Source organism: Luedemannella flava, assembly GCF_039528515.1.
Taxonomy (GTDB): Bacteria; Actinomycetota; Actinomycetes; order Mycobacteriales; family Micromonosporaceae; genus Luedemannella; species Luedemannella flava.
This window is the reverse complement of the sequence record NZ_BAAALT010000003.1, coordinates 18,210-39,052: the sequence shown is the minus strand read 5'-3', so window position 1 is coordinate 39,052 and position 20,843 is coordinate 18,210. Positions and strand designations below refer to the sequence as shown.

The following is a 20,843-nucleotide window of genomic DNA, read 5'->3' as shown; positions in this document are numbered from 1 at the left end:
AATTGAGGATCCGTGAGAATGCCCCAGACGCAGCCGCCACCTGCTGTCTCCGGTACGCCCGGCGCCTTCCACACCGTCGGCACGACCGGACCGGTCGACGGTGAATGGCAAGGCTCGGTCAAACGGGCCACCGCGCTGGCCGGGCTCAGCTCGGTCGCCGACATCGCGGCCGTCGCACAACTGCTGACCACCGGCTCACGCATCGGCGTACTCGTCGCCGGGCTGTTGTCGGTCCTCGCCGGCTTCCTCGGGTTGGTGCACCTGCACGGCCGTCCGGTCGGGCGCCGGGCGCTTCTGATGGCGTTGCTCATCACGATCGGTGCCGGCACCTCCGGCGCGGTCCTCGACCGCTACTGGACCGGCGGCCCGGTCACGGCGGCCACCGGCCATGGCGGCCAGGCCAGCGGCGAGCCGACCGGAACGGGCGTTGCCACGCCGACCCTGATGGCCACCTCTGGCGCCGCCGACACGACAGGCGCCCCGAGCACCACCCCGGCAGTCGACCCGCCGTCGAAGGGCGCCGTCCTGCGTACGGCCGTGGTGACGCTGCAGGACCAGGACTACCTCGACGCCGAGACCGGCATGATCGGCGAGGTGCGCCCCGGGGCCGACCTCTGGTGGGTAGCGGACGGCCGCGAGCTGTGGACCGCCGTCGGCGGCAAGTACCCGATCACCCGAATCAGCGCGAAGCCGGACCTGCGCGGCTGCGTCGCCGAGCTGGAGTCCCACGACTACGACCTCATCGAGGTCGGACAGATGCGGGCCGGCGACTGGGCCTGCGCGCGCTCCGCCGAGGGCAACGTCATCGCCATCCAGATCCGCGCGGTCCCGGGCGGCGACGCGCCACTGACCATCTCCTACACCGTCTGGCAGCAGTAGCACCCCGACCAGCACGCAGATCGGAGCGCATCGTGGCACGTCACCTTCGGAAAGCCCTCACCGTACTGACCGTCGCCCTCATCGGCGTGGTCGCCCTGCCGCCCGGCACGGCGGCCCAGGCCGGAACGGCAGTCGTGCTCACCGCCATGCAGCGGTGCCAGCAGGGCGGGGCGCCGGACGTCGTCGAGTACACCAACCACTGGGGCGGCATGGTCGGCGCCGGCTTTCCCAACGTCACCGAACCGGACAACGAGATCCTCCCCGGCGACGTGGTGCGGGTGACCGTCACCGGCACCATGACGTACGACAGTTCCGGTACGGGGGTCGGCCCGTACGGCATCGGACTGGTCGCGCCGTCGACGTGGCCGTTCCCGGGGCTGTACGAGTACAGCTCGGTGGCCCGGTGGAACAACAAACCCGGCGGTTGGGTCGGCAGCCCGATGATGACCGGCACGCTGAGCAGCTGCACCGCCGCGCCCACCGGCTATCCCGTCCGCCTGCTGTACTACGTCAACGACCCCAACTACGCCGACAACTCCGGCGCCTGGACGATCCGCACCGAGGTGTTCAGGGCACCGGGCCGGGTGACGATCGAAAAGCTCGAGGTGACACAGGGCGTACAGACGCCCGACGCCGCCGTGCCGATGATCGCCTACAAGCGCACCTTCGTCAGGGCCTACGTCAAGGGGTTCGACGACGGGTTGGGGCCGCTGTCCGGCGTCACCGCCACCCTGACCGTGGAGGGACAGACGGGGGTCACCTATCCGCTGGTCAACACCACGATCACCGCGTCGTTCACCGGCAGCGACCGGCAGAGCCTCACCAACAGCTTCCTGTTCGAACTGCCCCGTCCCTTCACCAACGCGGGCAGCCGACGGATCACCGTGACCGTCATACCGCCCGCCTCGCGCGGCGGGGGATGGCAGTCGGTGCGCTCGCGGCCGGTCGCCTTCGGGCCGAACGGAGCACCGGTCGTGATCAACCTGACCGCCGCGCGGATCGGCTGGACCAACATCCCACCCGCGATGCAGGCCCAGGTCGGCCTGACCGGCCCGGTCTGGCCGGCCCGACGGGCCTCGGTGTGGTACCAGCAACGGGCGACAGCCGAGAACGCACTGCCCATCTCGAGCCTCAACATCAACGATCTGACGTGGGTGGACCAGGCCTACGCCCTGTTCGACTGCAAGGCCGTCCTCGGCGCCGACGGGCGCTGGAGTTGCCCCGGCTACCTCGACGTGCGGTCGTGGACCGAGGCCAAGGTCGACGCCCTGTGCCCGAACGGTGGCTGCTGGCTCGCCGTCATGCTGCCCGAACTCGACGACGGCCACCACGGCAATCACAAGACCACCTCGAAGGGCAACCATGCCATCACCCTGCTCGGTGAACGCGTCCCCAGTGAGCAGGGCCTCACCCTGGCCCACGAAATCGGACACGGGCTCGGGCAGGCACACACCTGGCTCAACGCCGACTACCCTCGCGCCGACGGAGGCCTCGGCCCCTACGTTGGACTGCGTTACTCGCCGACCTACTCCCTGGTCTCCGGTCAGGACACGACGGGACGCACCACCGCCTACGACGTGATGTCATACGACAGCCCGGCCTGGACCTCGCCGTACAGTTACTGTCGGATGCTGCCGATCGCTACCGGCAACCGGTTGAACTGCTGGTACATCCCGCGATGAACGCCAGGCTCCCCGCCGAGGTTCAGGCGGGGAGAAGCTGGAAGCCCAGGTGTTCCTGGAGCGCTGCGGCCTGGTCAGGCGTCGCAAGGATCATGATGTCGTCGTAGACGCGATGTGGCTCGCGGTCGAACCTGACGTTGTGCCAGGAGCGGGGATCGTCATCTGCGGCGGTGTGGCGGATCGCGACCGAGGCTGCGATGGGGTCGTAGTAGTCGTCCGCGAAGTGCTCGGCGTCAATGGAAACGGGCGCGCCGTCGCGTTCGAATTCCAGCCGGTCACACCGACCGTCCTCGAAGTCACCTTCGCCCTCGACGATCCGTACGTTGGTCACTTGGACCCTGTCGCCGGCGACCTGGGCGGCCGTCGCGAGCAGATGCGCGTAATCCTCATAGATGGAGTCGATGTCGTCGGCGTGGATGCTGACCGCCACCCCGAAGGATCCCAGGGCGCACGCGGCCCCGTAGTGGCTCAACTCGTCATCCGCCACGTCCGCGAACTCGTCAACGACGCGTCGCATCCCGTCCCCGGAGACCATGCCGATCTCGTAAAGGATCCGACCCACCCGCCGGTAGGTCATGGATGAGTCACCCGGCATCGGAGCATCCTGCCAGATGATGGTGGCTCCGGTGTTGACTTTCCAGCCGTGGCGGCGCGGATGCGGCACGATGGACGGATGCTCGTGGTGCACGTTCATGTTCAGGTGGTCCCCGACCGGGTCGACGACTTCCTCGCCGCGACGCTGGTCAACGCCCGGGCGTCGGTGACGGAGCCGGGTGTCCTGCGTTTCGACGTCCTGCGGGACGAGTCGGATGCGACGCGCGTCGTGCTGGTCGAGGTGTACCGGGATCCCGACGCGGCGGCCGCGCACAAGCAGACGGCCCACTACGCCGTCTGGCGCGATGCCGTCGCCGAGATGATGGCCGTGCCGCGGGAGTCCACGAAATTCTCCGTCGTCTTTCCCGACGACAGCGCGCGATGGACGAGCTGAGGTGGAAAGCGGAGCGTCCTTCGAGTTCGCCACGGCCGCCCGGCTGATCGTGGGTGCCGGCCGTGCGGCCGAACTGCCCCCGATCGTCGCTGGCATCGGCAGCCGCGCCATCGTTTACACCGGAGCGCATCCGGCCCGACACGAGCACCTTCTCGCGGGCCTCGGGGTCCCATACTCAGTGTTCGCCGTCGGTGGGGAGCCGACGCTCGATGACGCGCGCGCCGCCGTGCGCGCCGCCGGAGAACAGGGCGCCGACGTGGTGGTCGCCGTGGGCGGCGGCAGCGTGATCGACCTCGCCAAGGCTGCCGCCATGATCGTCGCCAACGGCGGCGATCCGCTCGACTACCTTGAGCTGATCGGACACGGACGGGGCATCACCCGGCCGTCGGTGCCGCTGGTGGCCGTGCCGACCACGGCCGGCACGGGCGCCGAGGTGACGGCCAACGCCGTGCTCTCGTCCCCCGAACACCGGATCAAGGCGAGCCTGCGCAGCCCGTTGATGATCCCCCGGGTCGCGTTGGTCGATCCACTCCTGACCCTGGGCTGCCCGCCGAGCGTGACGGCCTCGAGCGGACTCGACGCGCTCACCCAGTGCCTGGAGCCGTTCGTGTCCGTACGGGCGAACCCGCTCACCGACGCGCTCGCACGCGAGGGGTTGCGGCGCGCGGCGACCGGGCTGCGGCGGGCCTACGCGGACGGGACGGACGTCGACGCGCGCGGCGACATGTCCCTGTGCAGCGTGCTGGGTGGGATGGCGCTGGCCAACGCGAAGCTCGGCGCGGTCCACGGGTTCGCCGGCGTCATCGGCGCGACGGTGGACATCCCGCACGGCATGGCCTGCGCAGCCCTGCTGGCACCCGTCGTCGCGGCGAACACGCGCGCGCTGCGCGCCCGGCAGCCCGACTCGCCCGCCCTGGCCCGCTACGAGGAGGCGGCGCGGATCCTGACGGGGCGACCCGACGCTTCCGTCACCGACGGCGTCGGCTGGCTGCGCGAGACGCAGACCATGCTGGGCGTCGGCGGGCTCGGCGCGTACGGGCTGCGACCCGAGCACGCCGACGACATCGTCGCCAAGGCCGCCAAGGCGAGCAGCATGCAGGGCAACCCGATCGTCCTCGAACCCGACGAACTGCACGCCGCCCTCGACGCAGCGATGTGATCGCGAGGCCGTTTGGCAGGGCGTCACCTACCGACCGGGAGTGCTGGCCAGATAGACCATCGCCAGCACAATGCCGACGGTGAACGCCGCGACGAAGATCGTGCGCGCCGGGCCGCCGCCGTTGGTCCGCCACGTCACCAGCAGCGTGGCCCGGCCCTCAGCGTTCTTCCGCAGGTCGTCGGCTATACGCCGGCGACGCTCAGCGCGTACCGCCACCGGCCACACCAGCAGCGCTACACACGCGGCGATTGCGCCCAACAGCGCGATCATCGGTCGGCCCCGACCGGGTCGGCATCGGGCCAGACACCCAACTCCATCTCGATCCACTCGATAGGGTCACCGATCCGTTAGAGATCAGCGCGAGTCCACTGTCCACAGCATGACGCAGAGCCACCTGCTCGCCGAGCGAAGTCCACCGGCGTGGGCGTGTCCTTGTCGTGCCCCGTCGCTACGCTGTCGCCGTCCCCGCTCGACAAGAAAGGTTTGACCGATGCCGCACACGACGTATCTGGAGCTGTCCGAGGACACCGGTAGTGCGCACAAGTTCTACGAGGTCACCGTTGACGGCAACGAGATGTCGATCCGGTACGGGCGCATCGGCGACGCCGGACAGACGAAGACCACCACCTATGCCGACGAGGCGAAAGCGCTGGCCGACGCCGCGAAGAAGGTCGGCGAGAAGGTGCGCAAGGGCTACGCCCCGGCCATCCCCGGGCAGCGTGCGCGCCGCTCGGTGACCCGACGGCAGATCGTCTCCCAGCGGTCGACGGCGAAGACGGCGCCGGTGCTGTGGAAATACCGCTCGGGCGCGCCGGCCTTCGGCATCTTCATCGACGACGACGTGTGCATGGTCGGCAACGAGCGCGGCACGATCACCGTCCTGCGTCACGACGCCACGGTGGAGCGGCAGTTCCAGCTGCCCGACGGGGTCAAGTGCATCGTCAGCGACGACGCCTGGATCTACGCCGGCTGCGACGACGGCAACGTCTACGACCTGTCGGGCAAGGTGCCGCGCCTGGCCTACGCGATCGCGCCCGACATCGACATCTACTGGCTGGACATCCACGACGGTGTCCTCGGCGTCTCCGACGCCGAGGGCGGCGTGTGCACCATCGACCACGAGGACGAGTTCCTGTGGCGCCGGAAGGGTCGCGGCTCCTCCGGGTGGATGGTGCGCTGCGACGCCGACGCCGTGCACCACGGCCACAGCCGGGGCGTGACCAGTTACGACTGGCGCACCGGCAAGGAGCTGTGGCACCAGCCCACCGGTGGTGCGGTGCTCTTCGGCTGGCAGGAGGCCGACGCCGTCTACGCCGGCATGTCGTCCAACTCTGTCATGCAGTTCACCAAGTCCGGGGATGCCGGCGTCACGTACCGCTGCGACGACACCGTGTTCTCCAACGCCGCCGCCCCCGACGGCCGCTACGTCTTCGCCGGCGACAACCGCTCCTCGGTGTACTGCTTCGCCGCCGACGGCCAGCGCCTGTGGAAGCTGGGCACCGGCTGCGGCAGCGCGTACTCGATGCAGTATCACGACGAGAAGCTCTACATCGTCACCACGGACGGCTCGCTGGCCTGCATTGACGCGAGCGAGGCGGCCGTGCGCGCCGCCGAGCAGGGCGTCGTGCCCCAGTACGTCGATGTGAAGGCGCCGGCGCGGCTGGACAGCGTCGCCCCGTCGACCACCGTCGAGGTAACCAGCGACACCTCCGCGGGCGTCATCGTCGAGTGCGTCCAGGAGGGCAGCCGCCTGCGCATCCGGGTGGTCAGCCCCGGCTACGACCAGACGTGGCAGGTTCAGTTCCCGAAGGGCATCCGCGAGGCCAACGCCCGCTACCTCGTCACCGAGGTCCGCGAGGCCAGCCGCGGCGGGTTCTACCGGGCGCTGGGCGACATCCGCCGCCTCGTGTGATCTGACCACGGCACGATCTGACCACGGCACCGCCGGGGCCTGAGCAACCGCTTGCGCAGGCCCCGTGCTGGCGCCGACGGTCCTGGGCGCCCCGCTACAAACTCCTACCTGACATTGAGCGGGACGCAATGCTGCGGCCCGGGACGGCCGACCGTGGTGCCGCCACCTACGACAGTCACCAGGGGCCGGACCACGCAGTTCTCCACCTCAAACCCGTGGTACCCCCCGAAATTGGACGCGGAGATGGTGCCGGGCGATTGCCCCGCGCACACGTCCTTCGTGGCCACGACCGTGTCCCCCGAATCGGCGATGCGAGTCCGGGTGCACTCAGCAGCGTAGATCGTCGCCGACGTGGAGCGAGCGCCGGCGCCGTCCCCATTGGCCGTCCCGAACACGCTGCCACCAGGACGAATAATCCAATAGTTGACCTGGCTCGCAGAGACATAGTTCCAACTCGCTCCGGTGCCCGTCGCGCGCAGTTCGGCGTGGTACTTGGTGGACGGCACGGTCAGGTACGACACGGCATTCCACAGGTTCTGGTTCGTGCCCTCGTGATAGTCGCCCGACTGGCGCAGTTCAAAGTCGTAGGTGCCTGGCGTGTTGTCGAACTGCGAGAAGGAGACGGTCCCGTCGCACGCCGTGTAGTACGCCATGCCGCCGCCCTCGTAGAACTTGATGGTGGAGCATCGTTTGACCGATGTCGTATCGGTGATCGTGCCGGAGAAGTAGCGGCTGTTGTCCTCGTCCCAGCCCGTGATGGCGACCACGGCGCCCGGCATGGTCATCGTGAGTGACCAGGCATGCGGACCGGAGAACTGCCACTGGCCCGACCACCCCGCGGTGGGATGCTCGACAGGGTTGTCCGGCTGCGGATCCGCCAGGGCTGGTGACGACATCGAGAACACGGTGAGACAAGCCAGCGCCGCGGCGATGCCCACCCGGGCGAGGGTACGACCGTTGATGTCGGTCGCGACGTTGCCTCTGAAGAGTTGCATACGATGCTCCTTTACGGCGGCGACCTGCGGGGTGCGCTCCACCGTTATGGGCCATCGACGGATTTGCTTGCGTAGGTCATGCACCGGACAGCAGGGCCGCGTGTCGCATCTGCGACGGCTCCTGGGACCAGTCACCGCGAAGATGGCGCCGGCTCAGGCGACCGCGCGCGCGGGCATCGCGGCAACCGCCCGCCGGGCGGGATCGCTGGTCACGTTGTCCATGCTCGGAGTGTTCGACAGCAGCTCGATCGTGTACGGGTCGCTGGGCCGGTCCAGGACGTCGGAGGCGACGCCACGTTCGACCACGTGGCCCCGGTTGAGGATGACGATGTCGTCCGCGATCGCCCGCACCAGGCCGATGTGGTGGGTGATGAACAGCAGCGTGAGGTTCGTCGTCTGGCGGAGCTGGCCGAGCAGCTGCAGGATCGACGCCTGGATCGACACGTCCAGCGACGAGGTGATCTCGTCGCACACGAGCAGCCGGGGTTGCGCGGCCAGGGCCCGCGCGATCGCCACGCGCTGCCGCTCGCCGCCGCTGAGCTGCGCCGGGTACCGGTGCTCGTAGTCCGCCGGCAGGGCGACCTGCTCGAGGAGTTCGCGTACGCGACGTCGGCGGCTCATGCCCTGCCCACCGAGACCGAACGTCATCAGCGGCGCGGCGACGATCCGGCCGATGGTGTGCCGTGGGTTCAATGACCCGAGCGGGTTCTGGAAGATGTACTGGATCTCCTGCAGGTTGGACGCCGTACGTTCGCGGGCGGGCCACGGCACGCTCCGCTGCGCGAAGGTCATGTTCCCGGCCGTGGTCTCCGGGTGCAGTCCGCTGAGGCAGCGGGCGAGCGTGGTCTTTCCGCTTCCCGACTCGCCGACCAGTGCCAGACAGGTGCCCTCCCGCACCGACAGGTTGACGTCGTGCAGGATCTGGTGCCGTCCGTAGAACGCCCTGACCCCGGACAGCGTGAGCAGCGCCGGGTCCTCGGCCGGCCGCGCCTCCCAGGCGGACGACCGGTCCGGCACGCTGGCCAGGTCGGCGTGGGCCCGGACGACCCCGGTCCGGTGGCAGCGCGCACGGTGGCCGGGCCCGACCTCGACCAGCTCGGGTGCCTGTTCGGTGCAGATGGGCTCCCGCAGCTCGCACCGGGCCGCGAACGCGCAGCCCGGGCCGCGGTCCTTCGGGCTCACGGGGGTGCCCGGGATCCCGACCAGCTCCCGCCGGCGCGAGGCGCTCGGCGTGGCGAGGACCAGCCGTCGCGCGTACGGGTGGGCCGCACGGGTCAGCAGCGTGGCGGTCGACGTCTCCTCGACCAGCATGCCCGCGTACATGACCGCGACCCGGTTCGCGATCGATCCGACCACGGTCAGGTCGTGCGTCACGTAGACCGCGGCGGCGTTCTCGCTGCCGATGAGCTCGCTGATGGTGTCCAGCACGCGGCTCTGGGTGGTGACGTCGAGCCCGGTCGTCGGTTCGTCGAACACGATCAGGCGGGGCCGGTTCAGCATCGCCATCGCGATGCTGACGCGTTGGAGCTGGCCGCCGGAGAGCTGGTGCGGGTAGCGCTTGCGGAACCCCTCGTCCGTGGGCAGGTGCACCTTGTCCAGCAGTTCGCTGATCCGCAGCCGGTTGTCCCGACGCGCCTGCCCGCGGCTCGGCGCCAGCATCTCTTCGAGCTGGACGCCGATGCGCAGGGCTGGATTCATCGCCGTCATCGGATCCTGGGGCACGTAGGACACCAGATGCCCGCGGGCCCGCCGGCGGGCGACCTCGGTGGTCGCCAGGATCTCAGTGCCGTCGATGCGGATCGAGCCGGAGAGTTCGGTCCCCGGGCGGGCGTAGCCCAGCAGCGCCAACGACAGCGTCGTCTTCCCTGAGCCGGACTCGCCGACCAGGCCGAGGACGTCGCCGGCCGACAGGGACAGGCTGACGTCGGAGAGGATCTCGTACGGCGTGGCGGCGTCGACCCGGACCGACACCGAGTCCACCTCCAGCAGTCCCGCGCCCTTGCCTGGCATGACCGCACTCTCCGCTCTGCGACTCGCTGGTGATGGATTGTGCACAGTGTTTGCTTACCTACGATTCGAGCCTCGCCACCCGTTGGCAACCGCTGACATCGATTGCTTACATCGAGGTCGCAAGGCTTAACAAAAGGCTCGTCAGGGCGCGATCATTTCCAGGATCTCGAGGTTGCGCGCGCCGTCGTCGCCCGTCGCGTACGCGACGTCGCCGCCGAGGAAGGCCGCGGTCACGGTCGCCAGTTGCGCCTGGACGGAGTTGGGCGTCTCGCCGGTGATGTCGATGGCCGTGCCGTCGGCGCGCACCATCGTCGCGCGGCCCTGACCGTCCGGTGACGTGTCCACCGCGATGACCGAGCCTTCGGTGCAGACGATCTCCATCACCGTGGTCGGCCGGAAGTAGCTGCCGGTCACGGTCATGGTGCCGAGCGCGCCGCAGGCGAAGCGCAGCGACGCGACCGCGAGGTCCTCGGTCTCGAAGCCCCGCTGGTGCGCGGTGTACCCGGTCGCGTGGGTGACCTCGCCGATCAGCATGCGCATCAGGTCGATGTGGTGCGTACCGATGTCAGCCAGCACGCCCCACCTCGCCAGTTCCTTCTCGCCGCGCCAGGTGCGGGGCGGCCCCGTGCGGCGCATGCCGTAGAGGGACCGCAGGGCCACCACCGTGCCGAGCTCACCGGAGCCGATGAGGTCGCGCATCTTCTGGTGCGCCGGCACGTACCGCGCCTGGTAGCCGGTGGCCAACCTGACCCCGGCGGCAGCGGCCGCCTCGACCAGTTCCCAGCCCTGCTTGGCATTGAGCGCGGTCGGCTTCTCCAGGAGTACGTCCTTGCCCGCGGCGATGACCGCGTGGGCGTGCTCGACGTGCTGATGGCTGGCCGAGGCGATCCACACCGCCCGTACGCTGTCGTCGGCGCACAACGCGTCGACGCTGCCGTAACCGGCCGGGATCGCGTGGGTGGCCGCGAACCCGGCGGCCCGCTCGGGCGAACTGCTGGCCACCGCGACAAGCTCAGCGGACTCCGTCTGTGCGAACGCGGGCAGGCACGCCCGCTCTGCGTAGCCCGAGGTCCCGACGAGGCCCCACCGCAACACCCCGGACGGGCTCACGCGGTTCCACCGGCCTCGATGTGGGCGACCAGCGCCCGCGCCATCCCGAGCGTCTGCCTGGTCCGTGAGTCCCAGGTGGCGCCGCCGTTGTGGGGCGCCAGGACGACGTTGTCCATTTTGCGCAGCTCGAGCGGCACGAACGGGTCATGGACCACCGGTGGCTCGTGCCAGTACACGTCGAGTCCGGCGCCCGCGATGACACCGTTCTGCAGGGCGTCGATCATCGCCTTCTCGTCGACCAGCCGGCCCCGGCCCGAGTTGATGAAGTACGCCGTCGGCTTCATCCGGGCGAACTGGGCGGCGCCCATCATCATGTGGGCGCTGGCGTTGTAGTTGGCCAGCATCGTCACGTAGTCGCTCATCGCCAGCAGGTCGTCGAGCTCGCCGACCCACTCGATGCCCAGCTCGCGCTCCTCCTCCTCGCTCAGCCGGGTCCGCTTGGTGTAGACCACCCGCAGATCAACGGCCTTGAGCCTCGGTACGAGCTCGCGCGCCACCCGTCCCATCCCGATTACCCCGACGGTCTTGCCGGTGCACCCCTGGCCCATCAGGTCCATCGTCATTTCCTGGAACGTACCGTTGCGGCGGGTGTAGTGGTCGGCCTCCACGACCCGGTAGGCCAGGCAGAGCAGCAGGCTCAGGGTCAGGTCCGCGGTGGCCTTGGCGTTGCCGGCGCGGGCCGCGGGCTGCGCGTCCGGCATCGCGTGGATCATCTGTACGCCCGCCGCCTCGCAGGCCGGGACGTCGATCATGTCGGACGCGTCCCTACCACCGACGGCGATGCCCTTCAGGCGCGGCTGATCGGCCACCACCGCGGCCGGGACCATCGTCTCGTGCATCGCGAAGATGTAGTCACAGCGACGGGAGACGGCGTACAGCTCGTCGACCGTGACCATCCGGTCCGTGTACGGATAGACCTCGACCTCGGCGACGGCGCGCATCATCTCCAGGGCCGGCTCGGGAATCGGCTGAACGACGAAGATTCGTTCGGGCACCTGTCACCTCGAAGCTAGTCGGTGGCGCCGACGGTGATCGGCGCGGTCATTGTGCATAATCCACAATGCAGCCGAGTATCACCGTGGCCGGAACCGAAGAGCAAGACCGGAAACACAGCCCTAACAATGTTTCTCGATTCGTAATGTTCGGCAGCTACCTGCAGTGTTTCGGCTGACGGCCAGTTTGTAAGCATCTCGTTTCGACGCTTGCGCACGCTCGGCGTCACGCGCCACGATCACGTCTCAAGAGATTATGCACAATCCATTGTGTGGTCGACGGGCGAGGTGATCGATGGAGCGGGGCGTCGTGGCGGAAGGGCTCACGAAGTCCTTCGGCTCCTCCCGGGCGCTGGAGGGACTCGATCTCCACGTCCAGGAGGGAACGGTCGGTGCCCTGCTCGGTCCGAACGGGGCGGGAAAGACGACGACGATCCGGATCCTCACCACCCTCGACACCGCCGACACCGGCCAGGCCTTCGTCGGTGGATTCGACATCGCCCGCCAGTCGCACAGCGTGCGGACGGTCATCGCGTTGACGGGTCAGTACGCGGCGGTCGACGGCGACCTCACCGGCCGCGAGAACCTGATCATGGTGGGCCGGCTGTACCACCTGACCCGCGCGGCGGCCAAACGCCGGGCCGACGAGCTGCTCGAAAGGTTCATGCTCGGCGCGGCTGCCGGACGGCTCACCGGTACCTATTCGGGTGGCATGCGTCGGCGGCTGGACCTGGCCGCCAGCCTGGTCAAGCCGCCGGGGGTGCTGTTCCTCGACGAGCCGACAACCGGCCTCGACCCCCCGAGCCGGGAAGAGCTGTGGACCGTCGTACGCGACCTCGGACGCGAGGGCACGACCGTGGTGCTCACCACCCAGTACCTCGAAGAGGCCGATCGCCTGGCCGACCACGTCACCGTCGTCAACCACGGACGCGCGGTCGCCTCGGGGAAGCCGGCCGAGCTCAAGGCGACCTACGGCGGTGACGTTCTGGAGCTGGTCGCACCCGAGCAGACCGTCGCCGACCAGGCGGCCAAGCTGTTGGCCCACCGGGCCGGCCTCGGGGAGAGCGCGATCGGAGCCGGCACCGTGGCCGGCAGGGTGAACGTCACCGTGCCCTCCGGCACCTACTCGGTCGTCGACGCCGTCCGGCTCCTCGACGCCGAGAACCTCCTCCTGGACGACATCGCGCTGCGCCGCGCCTCACTCGACGAGGTCTTCGCCGCCCTGACCGCGGAGGGCGCGAGCTCATGAGCCTGCTCCAGCTCGGCCACTCGGGCGGCCCCGGCGCGCTCCCGGAGATCGACCGGCTGACCCCCGGCCAGGTCGGCGCGAACATCGCCACCCTGGTGCACCGCAACCTGCTGAAGTTCTACCGGAACCGGCAGTTGCTGCTGCTGTCCATCGTGCAGCCGCTCACCAACATGATGCTGTTCGCCTACGTCTTCAACAACGTGGCCCGGATCCCGGGCGTCGCCTACCGCGACTACGTCATCCCCGGGGTGCTCACGCAGGCCGTGATGGTGGCCGCGATGCGCACCGGCGTCGCCGTGTCGCACGACTCGTCGTCCGGGATGAACGACCGGCTGCGGTCGCTGCCGATCGCGCGATCCGCCGCCCTGGTCGGCCGGACCATCAGCGACACGATCCGGATCAGTGTCCAGACCGCGGTGCTCGCCGCCATCGCGGTCATATTCGTCGGTTTCCAGTTCCAGTTCGGCGCGCTGCGGGCCGTCGCGTCGATCGGCGCCATCGCACTGTTCGGCCTGGCGGTGACCTCGTTCGCCGCCTGGGTCGGACTCACCTCCCGCGATCCGGAGGCGGCCCAGACGATGCTGATCACGCCGACGCTGCCGCTCGTCTTCGGCAGCTCCGGCTTCGCCCCGATCGACCAGATGCCGGGCTGGCTGCAGGCCTTCGCCCGCGTCAACCCGGTGACCTCGGTGGTCGACCTGTCCCGGCACCTCGCGGTCGGTGGCGACCTGCTCACGCCCTTCGTCCACTACGCCCTGTGGACGGGCGGCATCACGATCCTGTTCACCTACCTGGGCGTGCGGCGCTACCAACGCCCCTGACCCCGATCAACGTCGTTCCCCACGAAGGGTTGCGTGATGGTACCGAAGATCTTCGTTTCGCAGCCGGTTCCCGACGTCGCGCTGAACCGGCTGCGCGAGTATGGCGAGGTCGAGGTCTTTCCCTGGGCCCACCGCGAGGTGAGTATCGGCGAGCTGGAGAGTGCCGCGCGCCGGTCGGACTACATCTTCTGCATGCATTCGACGCCAATCTCGGAGTCGATGGTCGCGGCGAACCCTGAGCTGCGCGGCTACGGCCTCGCCGCCGCCCGGCCGGAACTGCACGCCGTCGACGCCTGCGAGAAGGCCGGCATCAAGCTGCTCATCGCCGACCGCCCGGCGCCGCCGGCCGACGGCGGGTGGAGCCTTAACGGCTACGGGCTCAACCCGCGGGCCACAGCGGACCTGATGGTGGCCCTGATCCTCAATCTGGCCTACCGGGTCGTGGAGGCCGACAGGTACTGCCGCCGCAACGGGTTCTTCCAGGAAATGACGATGGACCTGATGGGCCAGGGCTGCACCGGCAAGACCGTCGCGCTCTACGGCCTGGGCAGGGTGGCGCGGCAGGCCGTACGCAAGCTCCGCGCGCTCGACATGACCGTGCTGTACACCAAGCGGACCGCACTCTCCGAGGCCGAGGAGGCGGAGCTGGGCGTCGAGTGGGTCGGCGACCCGGATGAGCTGATCGCGCGCGGCGACTACGTCTGCATGCTCGCCAACTTCGAGGACCGCAACCTGCGCCTGATGGGCGAGCGCGAGTTCGCCCTCATGAAGCCCACGGCGTACTTCATCAACGTCGGCCGTGGCCGGCTGGTCGACGAGGACGCGATGATCCGCGCGCTTCGCGACGGCGTCATCGCCGGCGCCGGGCTCGACGTGTACTGGCACGAGCCCCCCGTCGTGCACGACCCCTACATCCCGCTCGCCCTACGAGCGATGGACAACGTCGTCCTCACCCCCCACAACGGCGGCGCGACGCACGACTCCCGCGGTGCCCAGACCCTGGCGATCGCCAACGCGATCGTCGCCGACATCGTCGCCACCCGAAAGGTGTAACCATGGCTCCTCCACTTTCCCGACGTTCCTTCCTCGCCGGCGGCACGGGCGCCATCGGTCTGGCCGCACTGGCCGCGTGCGGCACCTCCACCCCCGACTCCTCGTCGAACCCGTCGCCGAGCGGACCGCCCAAGCGCGGCGGCACGCTGCGCGTCGGCAGCATCGGTGGCACCAAGGACACCCTGGACGCCCACTTCAGCTCCACCGACATGGACCAGCAGCGGTCGCAGAACCTGTACGACAGCCTGATGTACCTCAGCTCGGAGCTGCCGTACCACCTGGAGTTCGCGCTGGCCGAGTCCATCGAGCTGAACGCCGACGCGACCGTGGCCACGGTCCGGCTCCGGCAGGGTGTCGAGTTCCACCACGGCAAGACGCTGACCGCGGACGACCTGATCTTCACGGTCCGGCGGATCCTCAACCCGGACAACTACGGCCGGGCCAAGACCGCGCTCGCGGCCGTCAACCCGAACGATCTCAAGAAGATCGACGACCGTACGGTGCAGTTCAACCTCATCACGCCGGACTCGATGTTCCCCAAGCGGTGGGGGTCGGCCACGACCAGCATCCTGCCGACCGACTACGACCCGGCGAACCCGGTCGGGACCGGACCGTTCAAGTACAAGAGCTTCACCCCGGGTGCCCGCAGCGTCTTCGTGCGCAACCCGAACTACTGGCTGGAGGGCCAGCCCTACCTCGACGAGGTCCACATCATCACGTTCGCCGACAACACCTCGCGGACGGCCGCCCTGCTGGCCGGCCAGGTGGACGCGATCGACGGTGTGGACCCGACCGTGCTGGCCCAGATCGGGTCGTCCAGCAAGTTCGAGACGATGATCACGAAGTCGGGCTTCTACCAGCCGATCACCATGCGGGTGGACCTGGCACCCTTCAACGACGTCCGGGTGCGTCAGGCGTTCCGGCTCATGGTCGACCGACCGGCGATGGTGAAGCAGGCCTACAGCGGGTACGCCGAGATCGCCAACGACATGCCCAACCCGGCCGACCCGGCCTACCCCACCCTGCCCCAGCGGGTGCAGGACATCGACCAGGCCAAGTCCCTGCTCAAGGCCGCCGGCCTCGAGGGCATGACGGTCACGCTGACGACCACCCCCGAGAACGGCGGACTGGTCAACTCGGCCCAGGTGTTCGCGCAGCAGGCCGCGGCCGCCGGCGTGACGGTGAAGATCGAGAACCTGTCACCCACCGCGTACGACGCCAAGTTCAAGGACTGGCCCTTCACCAACGGCTACTGGGCCGCGAGCGTCATCGGTCTGAGCTACTCCGGGCGGTTCCTGAAGGGCGGCGGCGCGAACGACAGCCACTGGGACGACCCCGCGGGCGACGCCATCTACCGCGACCTGCTGAAGACGACCGACCCGGCCCTGCAGAAGGAGTTGGGCGGCAAGCTCTTCCAGCGGTTCTACGAGATGGGCCCCGACATCGTCCACACCTTCAAGAACAACCTCGATGTGTACAGCAAGAACCTCACCGGCTTCACGCCGTTCAACTCCAACGGCTGGAGTCTGGGCGCGTGGCGCTACCGGCTGGTCTCGTTCAAGTAACGCGGAGGGCGTCATGATCAAATCTATGCTGATCCGCCGGCTGGCCGGTGGACTGCTCATGCTGTGGCTGATATCGGTGCTCGTCTTCGTGACGATCCACCTGCTGCCGGGCGACGCAGTGACCAGCCTGCTTGGTCATGACGCCACCCCGGAGCAGTTCGAGTCGCTGACCCGCCAGCTCGGCCTCGACCAGCCCCTGCTCACCCAGTACGTAACGTGGATCAAGGGGTTGTTCACCGGCGAGTGGGGCAGCTCCCTGGTGTCTAGCCTGAGCGTCTCCGACATCGTGGGCAGCCGCATGGAGAACACGGCGGTGCTCAGCATCATGGCCATGCTCGTGATGGGTCCGCTCGCGATCGGCATCGGCACGCTGAGCGCGATCCGCAACGGCCGCGCCTTCGACAACGTCAACTCGGTCCTCACGCTGGTGCTGAGCGCGATTCCGGGCTTCGCGATCGGCGTACTGGTCATCTATTTCTTCGCGACGAACGTCTTTCACTGGCTGCCCGCCGCCAGCATCATCGATCCGGAGAAGTCGGTCTGGCTGCAGCTCGATCTCGTGGTGGCGCCCATGATCGCGGCCGTGCTGTCGATGATCCCCTACCCGATCCGCATGGTCCGCGCAGCCATGATCGACGTACTGCAGAGCGACTACATCATGCTGGCGCGGCTCAAAGGGCTGCCTGAGCGGCGGGTCATCTTCCGGCACGCCCTGCGCAACGGTCTGGGGCCGATGATCCAGGCCCTGGCCCTGACGCTGCTCTTCCTCACCGGCGGCATCATCGTGGTCGAGACCGTCTTCTCCTACCCGGGCGTCGGCTACGAGCTCGTGCAGGCGGTCAACCATCGCGACGTCCCCGTGGTCCAGACGATCGTCGTGCTGCTCGCGGCGATCTGCGTTGTGATCAATCTGCTGGCCGACCTCGCCGTCGCCTTCGCCACGCCGCGCCTGCGGACGAAACTGCTGTGAACCCCGTACCCGGAAAGGTGGGGAACGCACCCATGACCGTCACCGCACCGACCTCTGTCACCACGCCGATGCGCCGGCACCGCGGATTCCTCCGGCAGGCGCTCGGCCTGCGGCGTACCCGGATCGGGCTCGTCGCCGTCGGCCTGCTCGTCGCGGTGGCGATGGTGGGTCCGTTCCTCGCGCCATACAGTGCGACCGAGTTCGTCGACATTCCCTTCCTCGCCAACTCCGACGTCGCGACGTTGGGCACCGACAATCTCGGCCGCGACGTGCTGAGCCGGTTCCTCCTCGGCGGTCGGTCGATCCTTGTTATCGCGTTTCTCGGCACCGTCCTCGGCGTCGGGACCGGAACGGCGCTGGGGCTGCTCGCCGGCTACTCGACCCGGTTCGCCGACGAGGCGGTCATGCGGCTGGCGGACCTGCTCCTCGCCTTCCCCGGCATCGTGCTCGCGTTGCTCCTGATCACCGTGAGCGGGCCCCACGACTGGGTGCTGGTCGGCGTCGTCGGTCTGGGCATCATGCCGTACACCGCGCGGATCGTGCGGTCATCGACGATGCAGGTACGCGACTCGGACTATGTTCGCTACGCCGAGGGCACCGGCACGCCCACCCGGCGGATCCTGGCCAGCGAGATCCTGCCGAACATCGCGGCGCCGCTGACGGTCGAGTTCGGCCTGCGGCTGACCCAGTCCATCGGCGCGATCGCGGGGCTCGCCTACCTGGGGCTGGGCTCGGGTCCGCCGGCGGCCGACTGGGGCCTGATGATCCAGGAGAACCAGAACGGCCTGACCCTGGCACCCATGAGCGTCCTGCTGCCCATCATCGCCATCGCCGTCCTCACGGTCGGGGCGAACCTCGTCACCGACGGCATCGCCCAGGCCGCGGCCGGCGTCAACCGGGCAGTCGAGGGATGACCGTCGCCGCTCGCTGAACGTGCTCCTCGTCCGGCTGGCCGGCCGCGCGCCTTCCCGGGCCGACCGGCCAGCACACGGCGAGCAGCGCCGCGAGCGCCATGGCCGCCGCGGACACCTCGACTGCCGCGAGCAGCCCGAGGTTCGTCGCCAGCAGGCCCCACCCGACCGCGCCGAGCGACTGGCTTCCCGTACGCACGGTCTGGAACAGGGCCATCGCCCGCCCCCGCACCCAGTCGGGGGCGATCAGCTGCATGGTGGCGGCCAACGGCGTCTGCATGACCATCCAGGCGGTACCGAAGGCGAACAACGCCAGCGCCGCGCCCGCGAGGCTGTCCACCGCACCCAGCACGGCCAGCGCCGCGGCCGTGACCACACTGCCGAGGATCAGGCTCGCGTTGTCGCTCGCCCATCGACGTACGAGCGGCAGGAGCGCGGCCCCGCAGATGCTGCCCACGCCGGCGGCCGCGAGGAGCAGACCGTACCCGGGCGCACCGGCGCCGAGACGCAGCGTGGACACCGAGGGCAGCAGCGCCCAGACGGCGGCGCACGGGATCCCGGTCAGGAACGAGTGGACCAGGATCCGCCGCATCAGGACCGAACGCCGGACGTAGCCGACGCCCTCGACGAGCGCGTGCCGGAACTGCGGGCGCGGACCGGGCGGCCGGCCGGGGACCGTGCAGAAGCACAGGACGACCACGAAGACCAGGTAGGACAGCGCGTCCAGGGCGAAGACCGACGTCGGTCCGATCACGGCGACGAGCAGACCGCCGAGCATCGGCCCCACCACCCGGGCGATGTTCAGGTTCACCTGGGTCAGGGCGGCCGCGGAATGCAGTCGCGACGGCGGTACCAACTGGGGCACCAGGGCCTGGAACGCCACCATGGACAGCGCGGAGCCGAGTCCGAGCAGCAGCGTGAACGCCAGCAACGCGACCGGCGTCAGCCGTCCGAGCAGGCTCGCGACGGCGAGGGCCGCGCCGACCACCACCTGGAAGGCCTGTGACCACAGGAGCAGCCGGCGCCGGTCGAACAGGTCGGCGATCGCGCCCAAGGGGACCGCCAGCGCCAGGCTCGGCATGCGCGCGGCCCCCACCAGGAGCGCCGCGAACAGCACGGCGTCCGGATGTCCGATGATCACCCATTGCGCGCCGACCGTGTGCATCCAGTTGCCCACGTCGCCGGCGAACTCCGCGAGCCACATGGCCCGGAACAGCGGGATGGACAGCGCGGCGAACGCGCCGGGCTCCCCCGCCGACGTCGGGCGTTTCCGCGACCCGGCTCGGGCAACCGCCCGCCAGTTCACAAGCCGCGCTCGGCGCTGGCGGCGGCGAACTGCGGTGCCTGCGCCTGTTCCTGTTCCCGCGACCGGGCCAGGAGGACCGAGAGTGCGTACGCGCCCACCAGGCCGAGCAGGCAGAGGCCGACCATCGCGTACAGGCCGACGGCGAACGATCCGGTCACGTCCTTGGCCTGGCCCAGCCCGAAGGCGAAGGTCAGGCCGCCGACGTTCGCCCAGAGGTTGGACCAGCCACTGGTCAGCCCGGCGGTGCGGTCGCCGAGCACCCTCGTGGGGATCTCGAAGAGCGGCCCGAAGTAGAACTGGAGGAACACCGCCTGAAGCAGGACCACACCGACCACGACGGGCGTCGACCGGGCCGAGGCCAGCACCAGGAGAGTCACCGTGAGCACGGCCAACGACACCCCGATGACCAGCGCGGGACGCTGCAGCCGGTCGGATACGTGGCCGCCGAGAAAGTTCGACGGCGCGGTCACGACCGCCGCCGCGCCCAGCAACAACCCGGCCGTGTGCAGGGAGAAGCCCTTGTCGGCCACGAGGTAGCTCGGCAGCCAGAACCCAACACCATTGACCACGGAGTACCGGACGAACTGGACGCCGCCCGCGACCCACATGACCGGATGGGCGAGCAGGCGAGGCAGCTCCCGCAGCCGCACGTAGGAGTCGCGCTGACCGGCCGGCCCCGGACTCCCGACGCGCCAGTAGAGCAGCGTCACCGCGAGACCGAGGACGGAGAAGCCGACGAAGATCCATCGCCACCCGACAACGCCCACCAGCACCGGGCCGACCAGGCTGAGCAGCACGTTGGAGGAGAAACCGCCGGCCACGTAGAGCCCGAGCGCGGTCGCCCGGCGTTCGGCCGGGAACTCGTGGGTAATGAGGAGCAGCCCGGGCGCGAAGACGAAGGACCGGGCGAGGCCCGAGAGTGCCTGGTTGACGAGGAGGGCCTCGAACGAGTGCAGCTGCGCGAACGCCAGGGAGCAGAGGTTGAGTCCGAGCAATCCGAGCAGGAACAGGCGCTTGGGCCCGAACCGGTCCGCCAGGTAGCCCGCCGGCACCTGCATGGCCGCGAACACCAGCAGCGAAACGGCGCCCAGCGTGCCCGCCTCCGCGAAGGTCAACCCGATGTCGTCGCGGATCAGCGGCAGGAAGAGGGCGATGCCGCCGAGCGAGAAGCCCTGCATGCTCTGGCAGATGACGATCAGGGCCACCGCCGGGGCGGAGACCGCGGTACGGGAGTCGCCCAC

The 20,843-nt window shown here is 69.3% G+C and carries 19 protein-coding genes; 11 read left to right on the top strand and 8 right to left on the bottom strand.

All coding sequences use genetic code 11. The annotated features are described in order from the left end of the window. Positions 1-18 precede the first annotated feature (18 nt). Positions 19-879 carry a hypothetical protein gene (locus ABD211_RS00655; RefSeq protein WP_344125030.1) on the top strand — a complete coding sequence of 287 codons (861 nt, stop codon included), beginning with the start codon at positions 19-21 and terminating at the stop codon, positions 877-879. Between the two features lie 32 nt (positions 880-911). Next, positions 912-2,561: a zinc metalloprotease gene (locus tag ABD211_RS00650; protein ID WP_344125028.1), complete on the top strand. Its 1,650-nt coding sequence runs from the start codon at positions 912-914 to the stop codon at positions 2,559-2,561. A gap of 22 nt (positions 2,562-2,583) precedes the next feature. On the opposite strand, the gene ABD211_RS00645 is transcribed toward ABD211_RS00650, so the two are convergent. Then, positions 2,584-3,255 carry a hypothetical protein gene (locus tag ABD211_RS00645; RefSeq protein WP_344125026.1) on the bottom strand — a complete coding sequence of 224 codons (672 nt, stop codon included), beginning with the start codon at positions 3,253-3,255 and terminating at the stop codon, positions 2,584-2,586. Here ABD211_RS00645 and ABD211_RS00640 point away from each other — a divergent pair. Then, complete coding sequence (locus tag ABD211_RS00640) at positions 3,244-3,549, top strand: antibiotic biosynthesis monooxygenase (RefSeq protein ID WP_344125024.1); 306 nt, start codon at positions 3,244-3,246, stop codon at positions 3,547-3,549. The two genes, ABD211_RS00645 and ABD211_RS00640, sit on opposite strands and share 12 nt — an antisense overlap. 1 nt (position 3,550) lies before the next feature. Continuing rightward, on the top strand, positions 3,551-4,708 hold the full coding sequence (locus tag ABD211_RS00635; protein WP_344125022.1) for an iron-containing alcohol dehydrogenase: 1,158 nt from the start codon (positions 3,551-3,553) through the stop codon (positions 4,706-4,708). A gap of 27 nt (positions 4,709-4,735) precedes the next feature. On the opposite strand, the gene ABD211_RS00630 is transcribed toward ABD211_RS00635, so the two are convergent. After that, complete coding sequence (locus ABD211_RS00630) at positions 4,736-4,924, bottom strand: hypothetical protein (RefSeq protein ID WP_344125021.1); 189 nt, start codon at positions 4,922-4,924, stop codon at positions 4,736-4,738. Between the two features lie 274 nt (positions 4,925-5,198). On the opposite strand from ABD211_RS00630, the gene ABD211_RS00625 reads away from it, so the two are divergent. Continuing rightward, the gene (locus ABD211_RS00625) at positions 5,199-6,620 is read left to right on the top strand and encodes a WGR domain-containing protein (RefSeq protein ID WP_344125020.1); all 1,422 of its coding nucleotides are present in this window, start codon (positions 5,199-5,201) and stop codon (positions 6,618-6,620) included. Positions 6,621-6,724: 104 nt separating this feature from the next. Here ABD211_RS00625 and ABD211_RS00620 read toward each other — a convergent pair whose 3' ends face one another. The 4 genes from ABD211_RS00620 to ABD211_RS00605 form a co-directional block, all read right to left on the bottom strand. Continuing rightward, on the bottom strand, positions 6,725-7,615 hold the full coding sequence (locus ABD211_RS00620; protein WP_344125019.1) for a hypothetical protein: 891 nt from the start codon (positions 7,613-7,615) through the stop codon (positions 6,725-6,727). Positions 7,616-7,768: 153 nt separating this feature from the next. Next, complete coding sequence (locus ABD211_RS00615; protein ID WP_344125018.1) at positions 7,769-9,625, bottom strand: ABC transporter ATP-binding protein; 1,857 nt, start codon at positions 9,623-9,625, stop codon at positions 7,769-7,771. A gap of 141 nt (positions 9,626-9,766) precedes the next feature. After that, positions 9,767-10,735 (bottom strand): Gfo/Idh/MocA family protein, encoded by a 969-nt coding sequence (locus tag ABD211_RS00610; RefSeq protein ID WP_344125017.1) that lies wholly within the window; start codon positions 10,733-10,735, stop codon positions 9,767-9,769. After that, on the bottom strand, positions 10,732-11,730 hold the full coding sequence (locus ABD211_RS00605; protein ID WP_344125016.1) for an NAD(P)-dependent oxidoreductase: 999 nt from the start codon (positions 11,728-11,730) through the stop codon (positions 10,732-10,734). Before ABD211_RS00605 ends, ABD211_RS00610 begins: the two co-directional genes overlap by 4 nt. A gap of 292 nt (positions 11,731-12,022) precedes the next feature. Here ABD211_RS00605 and ABD211_RS00600 point away from each other — a divergent pair, with 292 nt between their 5' ends. The 6 genes from ABD211_RS00600 to ABD211_RS00575 are packed head-to-tail and all read left to right on the top strand — an operon-like array spanning position 12,023 to position 18,299. Beyond that, positions 12,023-12,976, top strand: coding sequence for an ATP-binding cassette domain-containing protein (locus tag ABD211_RS00600; protein ID WP_344125015.1), 954 nt, complete (start codon positions 12,023-12,025; stop codon positions 12,974-12,976). Beyond that, positions 12,973-13,797: an ABC transporter permease gene (locus ABD211_RS00595; protein ID WP_344125014.1), complete on the top strand. Its 825-nt coding sequence runs from the start codon at positions 12,973-12,975 to the stop codon at positions 13,795-13,797. The genes ABD211_RS00600 and ABD211_RS00595 overlap by 4 nt, the downstream gene beginning before the upstream one ends. A gap of 36 nt (positions 13,798-13,833) precedes the next feature. Next, positions 13,834-14,850: an NAD(P)-dependent oxidoreductase gene (locus tag ABD211_RS00590; protein ID WP_344125379.1), complete on the top strand. Its 1,017-nt coding sequence runs from the start codon at positions 13,834-13,836 to the stop codon at positions 14,848-14,850. A gap of 2 nt (positions 14,851-14,852) precedes the next feature. Beyond that, positions 14,853-16,415 (top strand): ABC transporter substrate-binding protein, encoded by a 1,563-nt coding sequence (locus ABD211_RS00585; RefSeq protein WP_344125013.1) that lies wholly within the window; start codon positions 14,853-14,855, stop codon positions 16,413-16,415. A 13-nt stretch (positions 16,416-16,428) separates the two neighbouring features. Then, on the top strand, positions 16,429-17,385 hold the full coding sequence (locus tag ABD211_RS00580) for an ABC transporter permease (protein WP_344125012.1): 957 nt from the start codon (positions 16,429-16,431) through the stop codon (positions 17,383-17,385). Positions 17,386-17,417: 32 nt separating this feature from the next. After that, positions 17,418-18,299, top strand: a complete 882-nt coding sequence (locus tag ABD211_RS00575; RefSeq protein WP_344125011.1) for an ABC transporter permease — start codon at positions 17,418-17,420, stop codon at positions 18,297-18,299. On the opposite strand, the gene ABD211_RS00570 is transcribed toward ABD211_RS00575, so the two are convergent. Next, positions 18,277-19,602 (bottom strand): MFS transporter, encoded by a 1,326-nt coding sequence (locus ABD211_RS00570; RefSeq protein ID WP_344125010.1) that lies wholly within the window; start codon positions 19,600-19,602, stop codon positions 18,277-18,279. The genes ABD211_RS00575 and ABD211_RS00570 overlap by 23 nt on opposite strands. Further along, positions 19,599-20,843: an MFS transporter gene (locus ABD211_RS00565; protein WP_344125009.1), complete on the bottom strand. Its 1,245-nt coding sequence runs from the start codon at positions 20,841-20,843 to the stop codon at positions 19,599-19,601. The genes ABD211_RS00570 and ABD211_RS00565 overlap by 4 nt, the downstream gene beginning before the upstream one ends.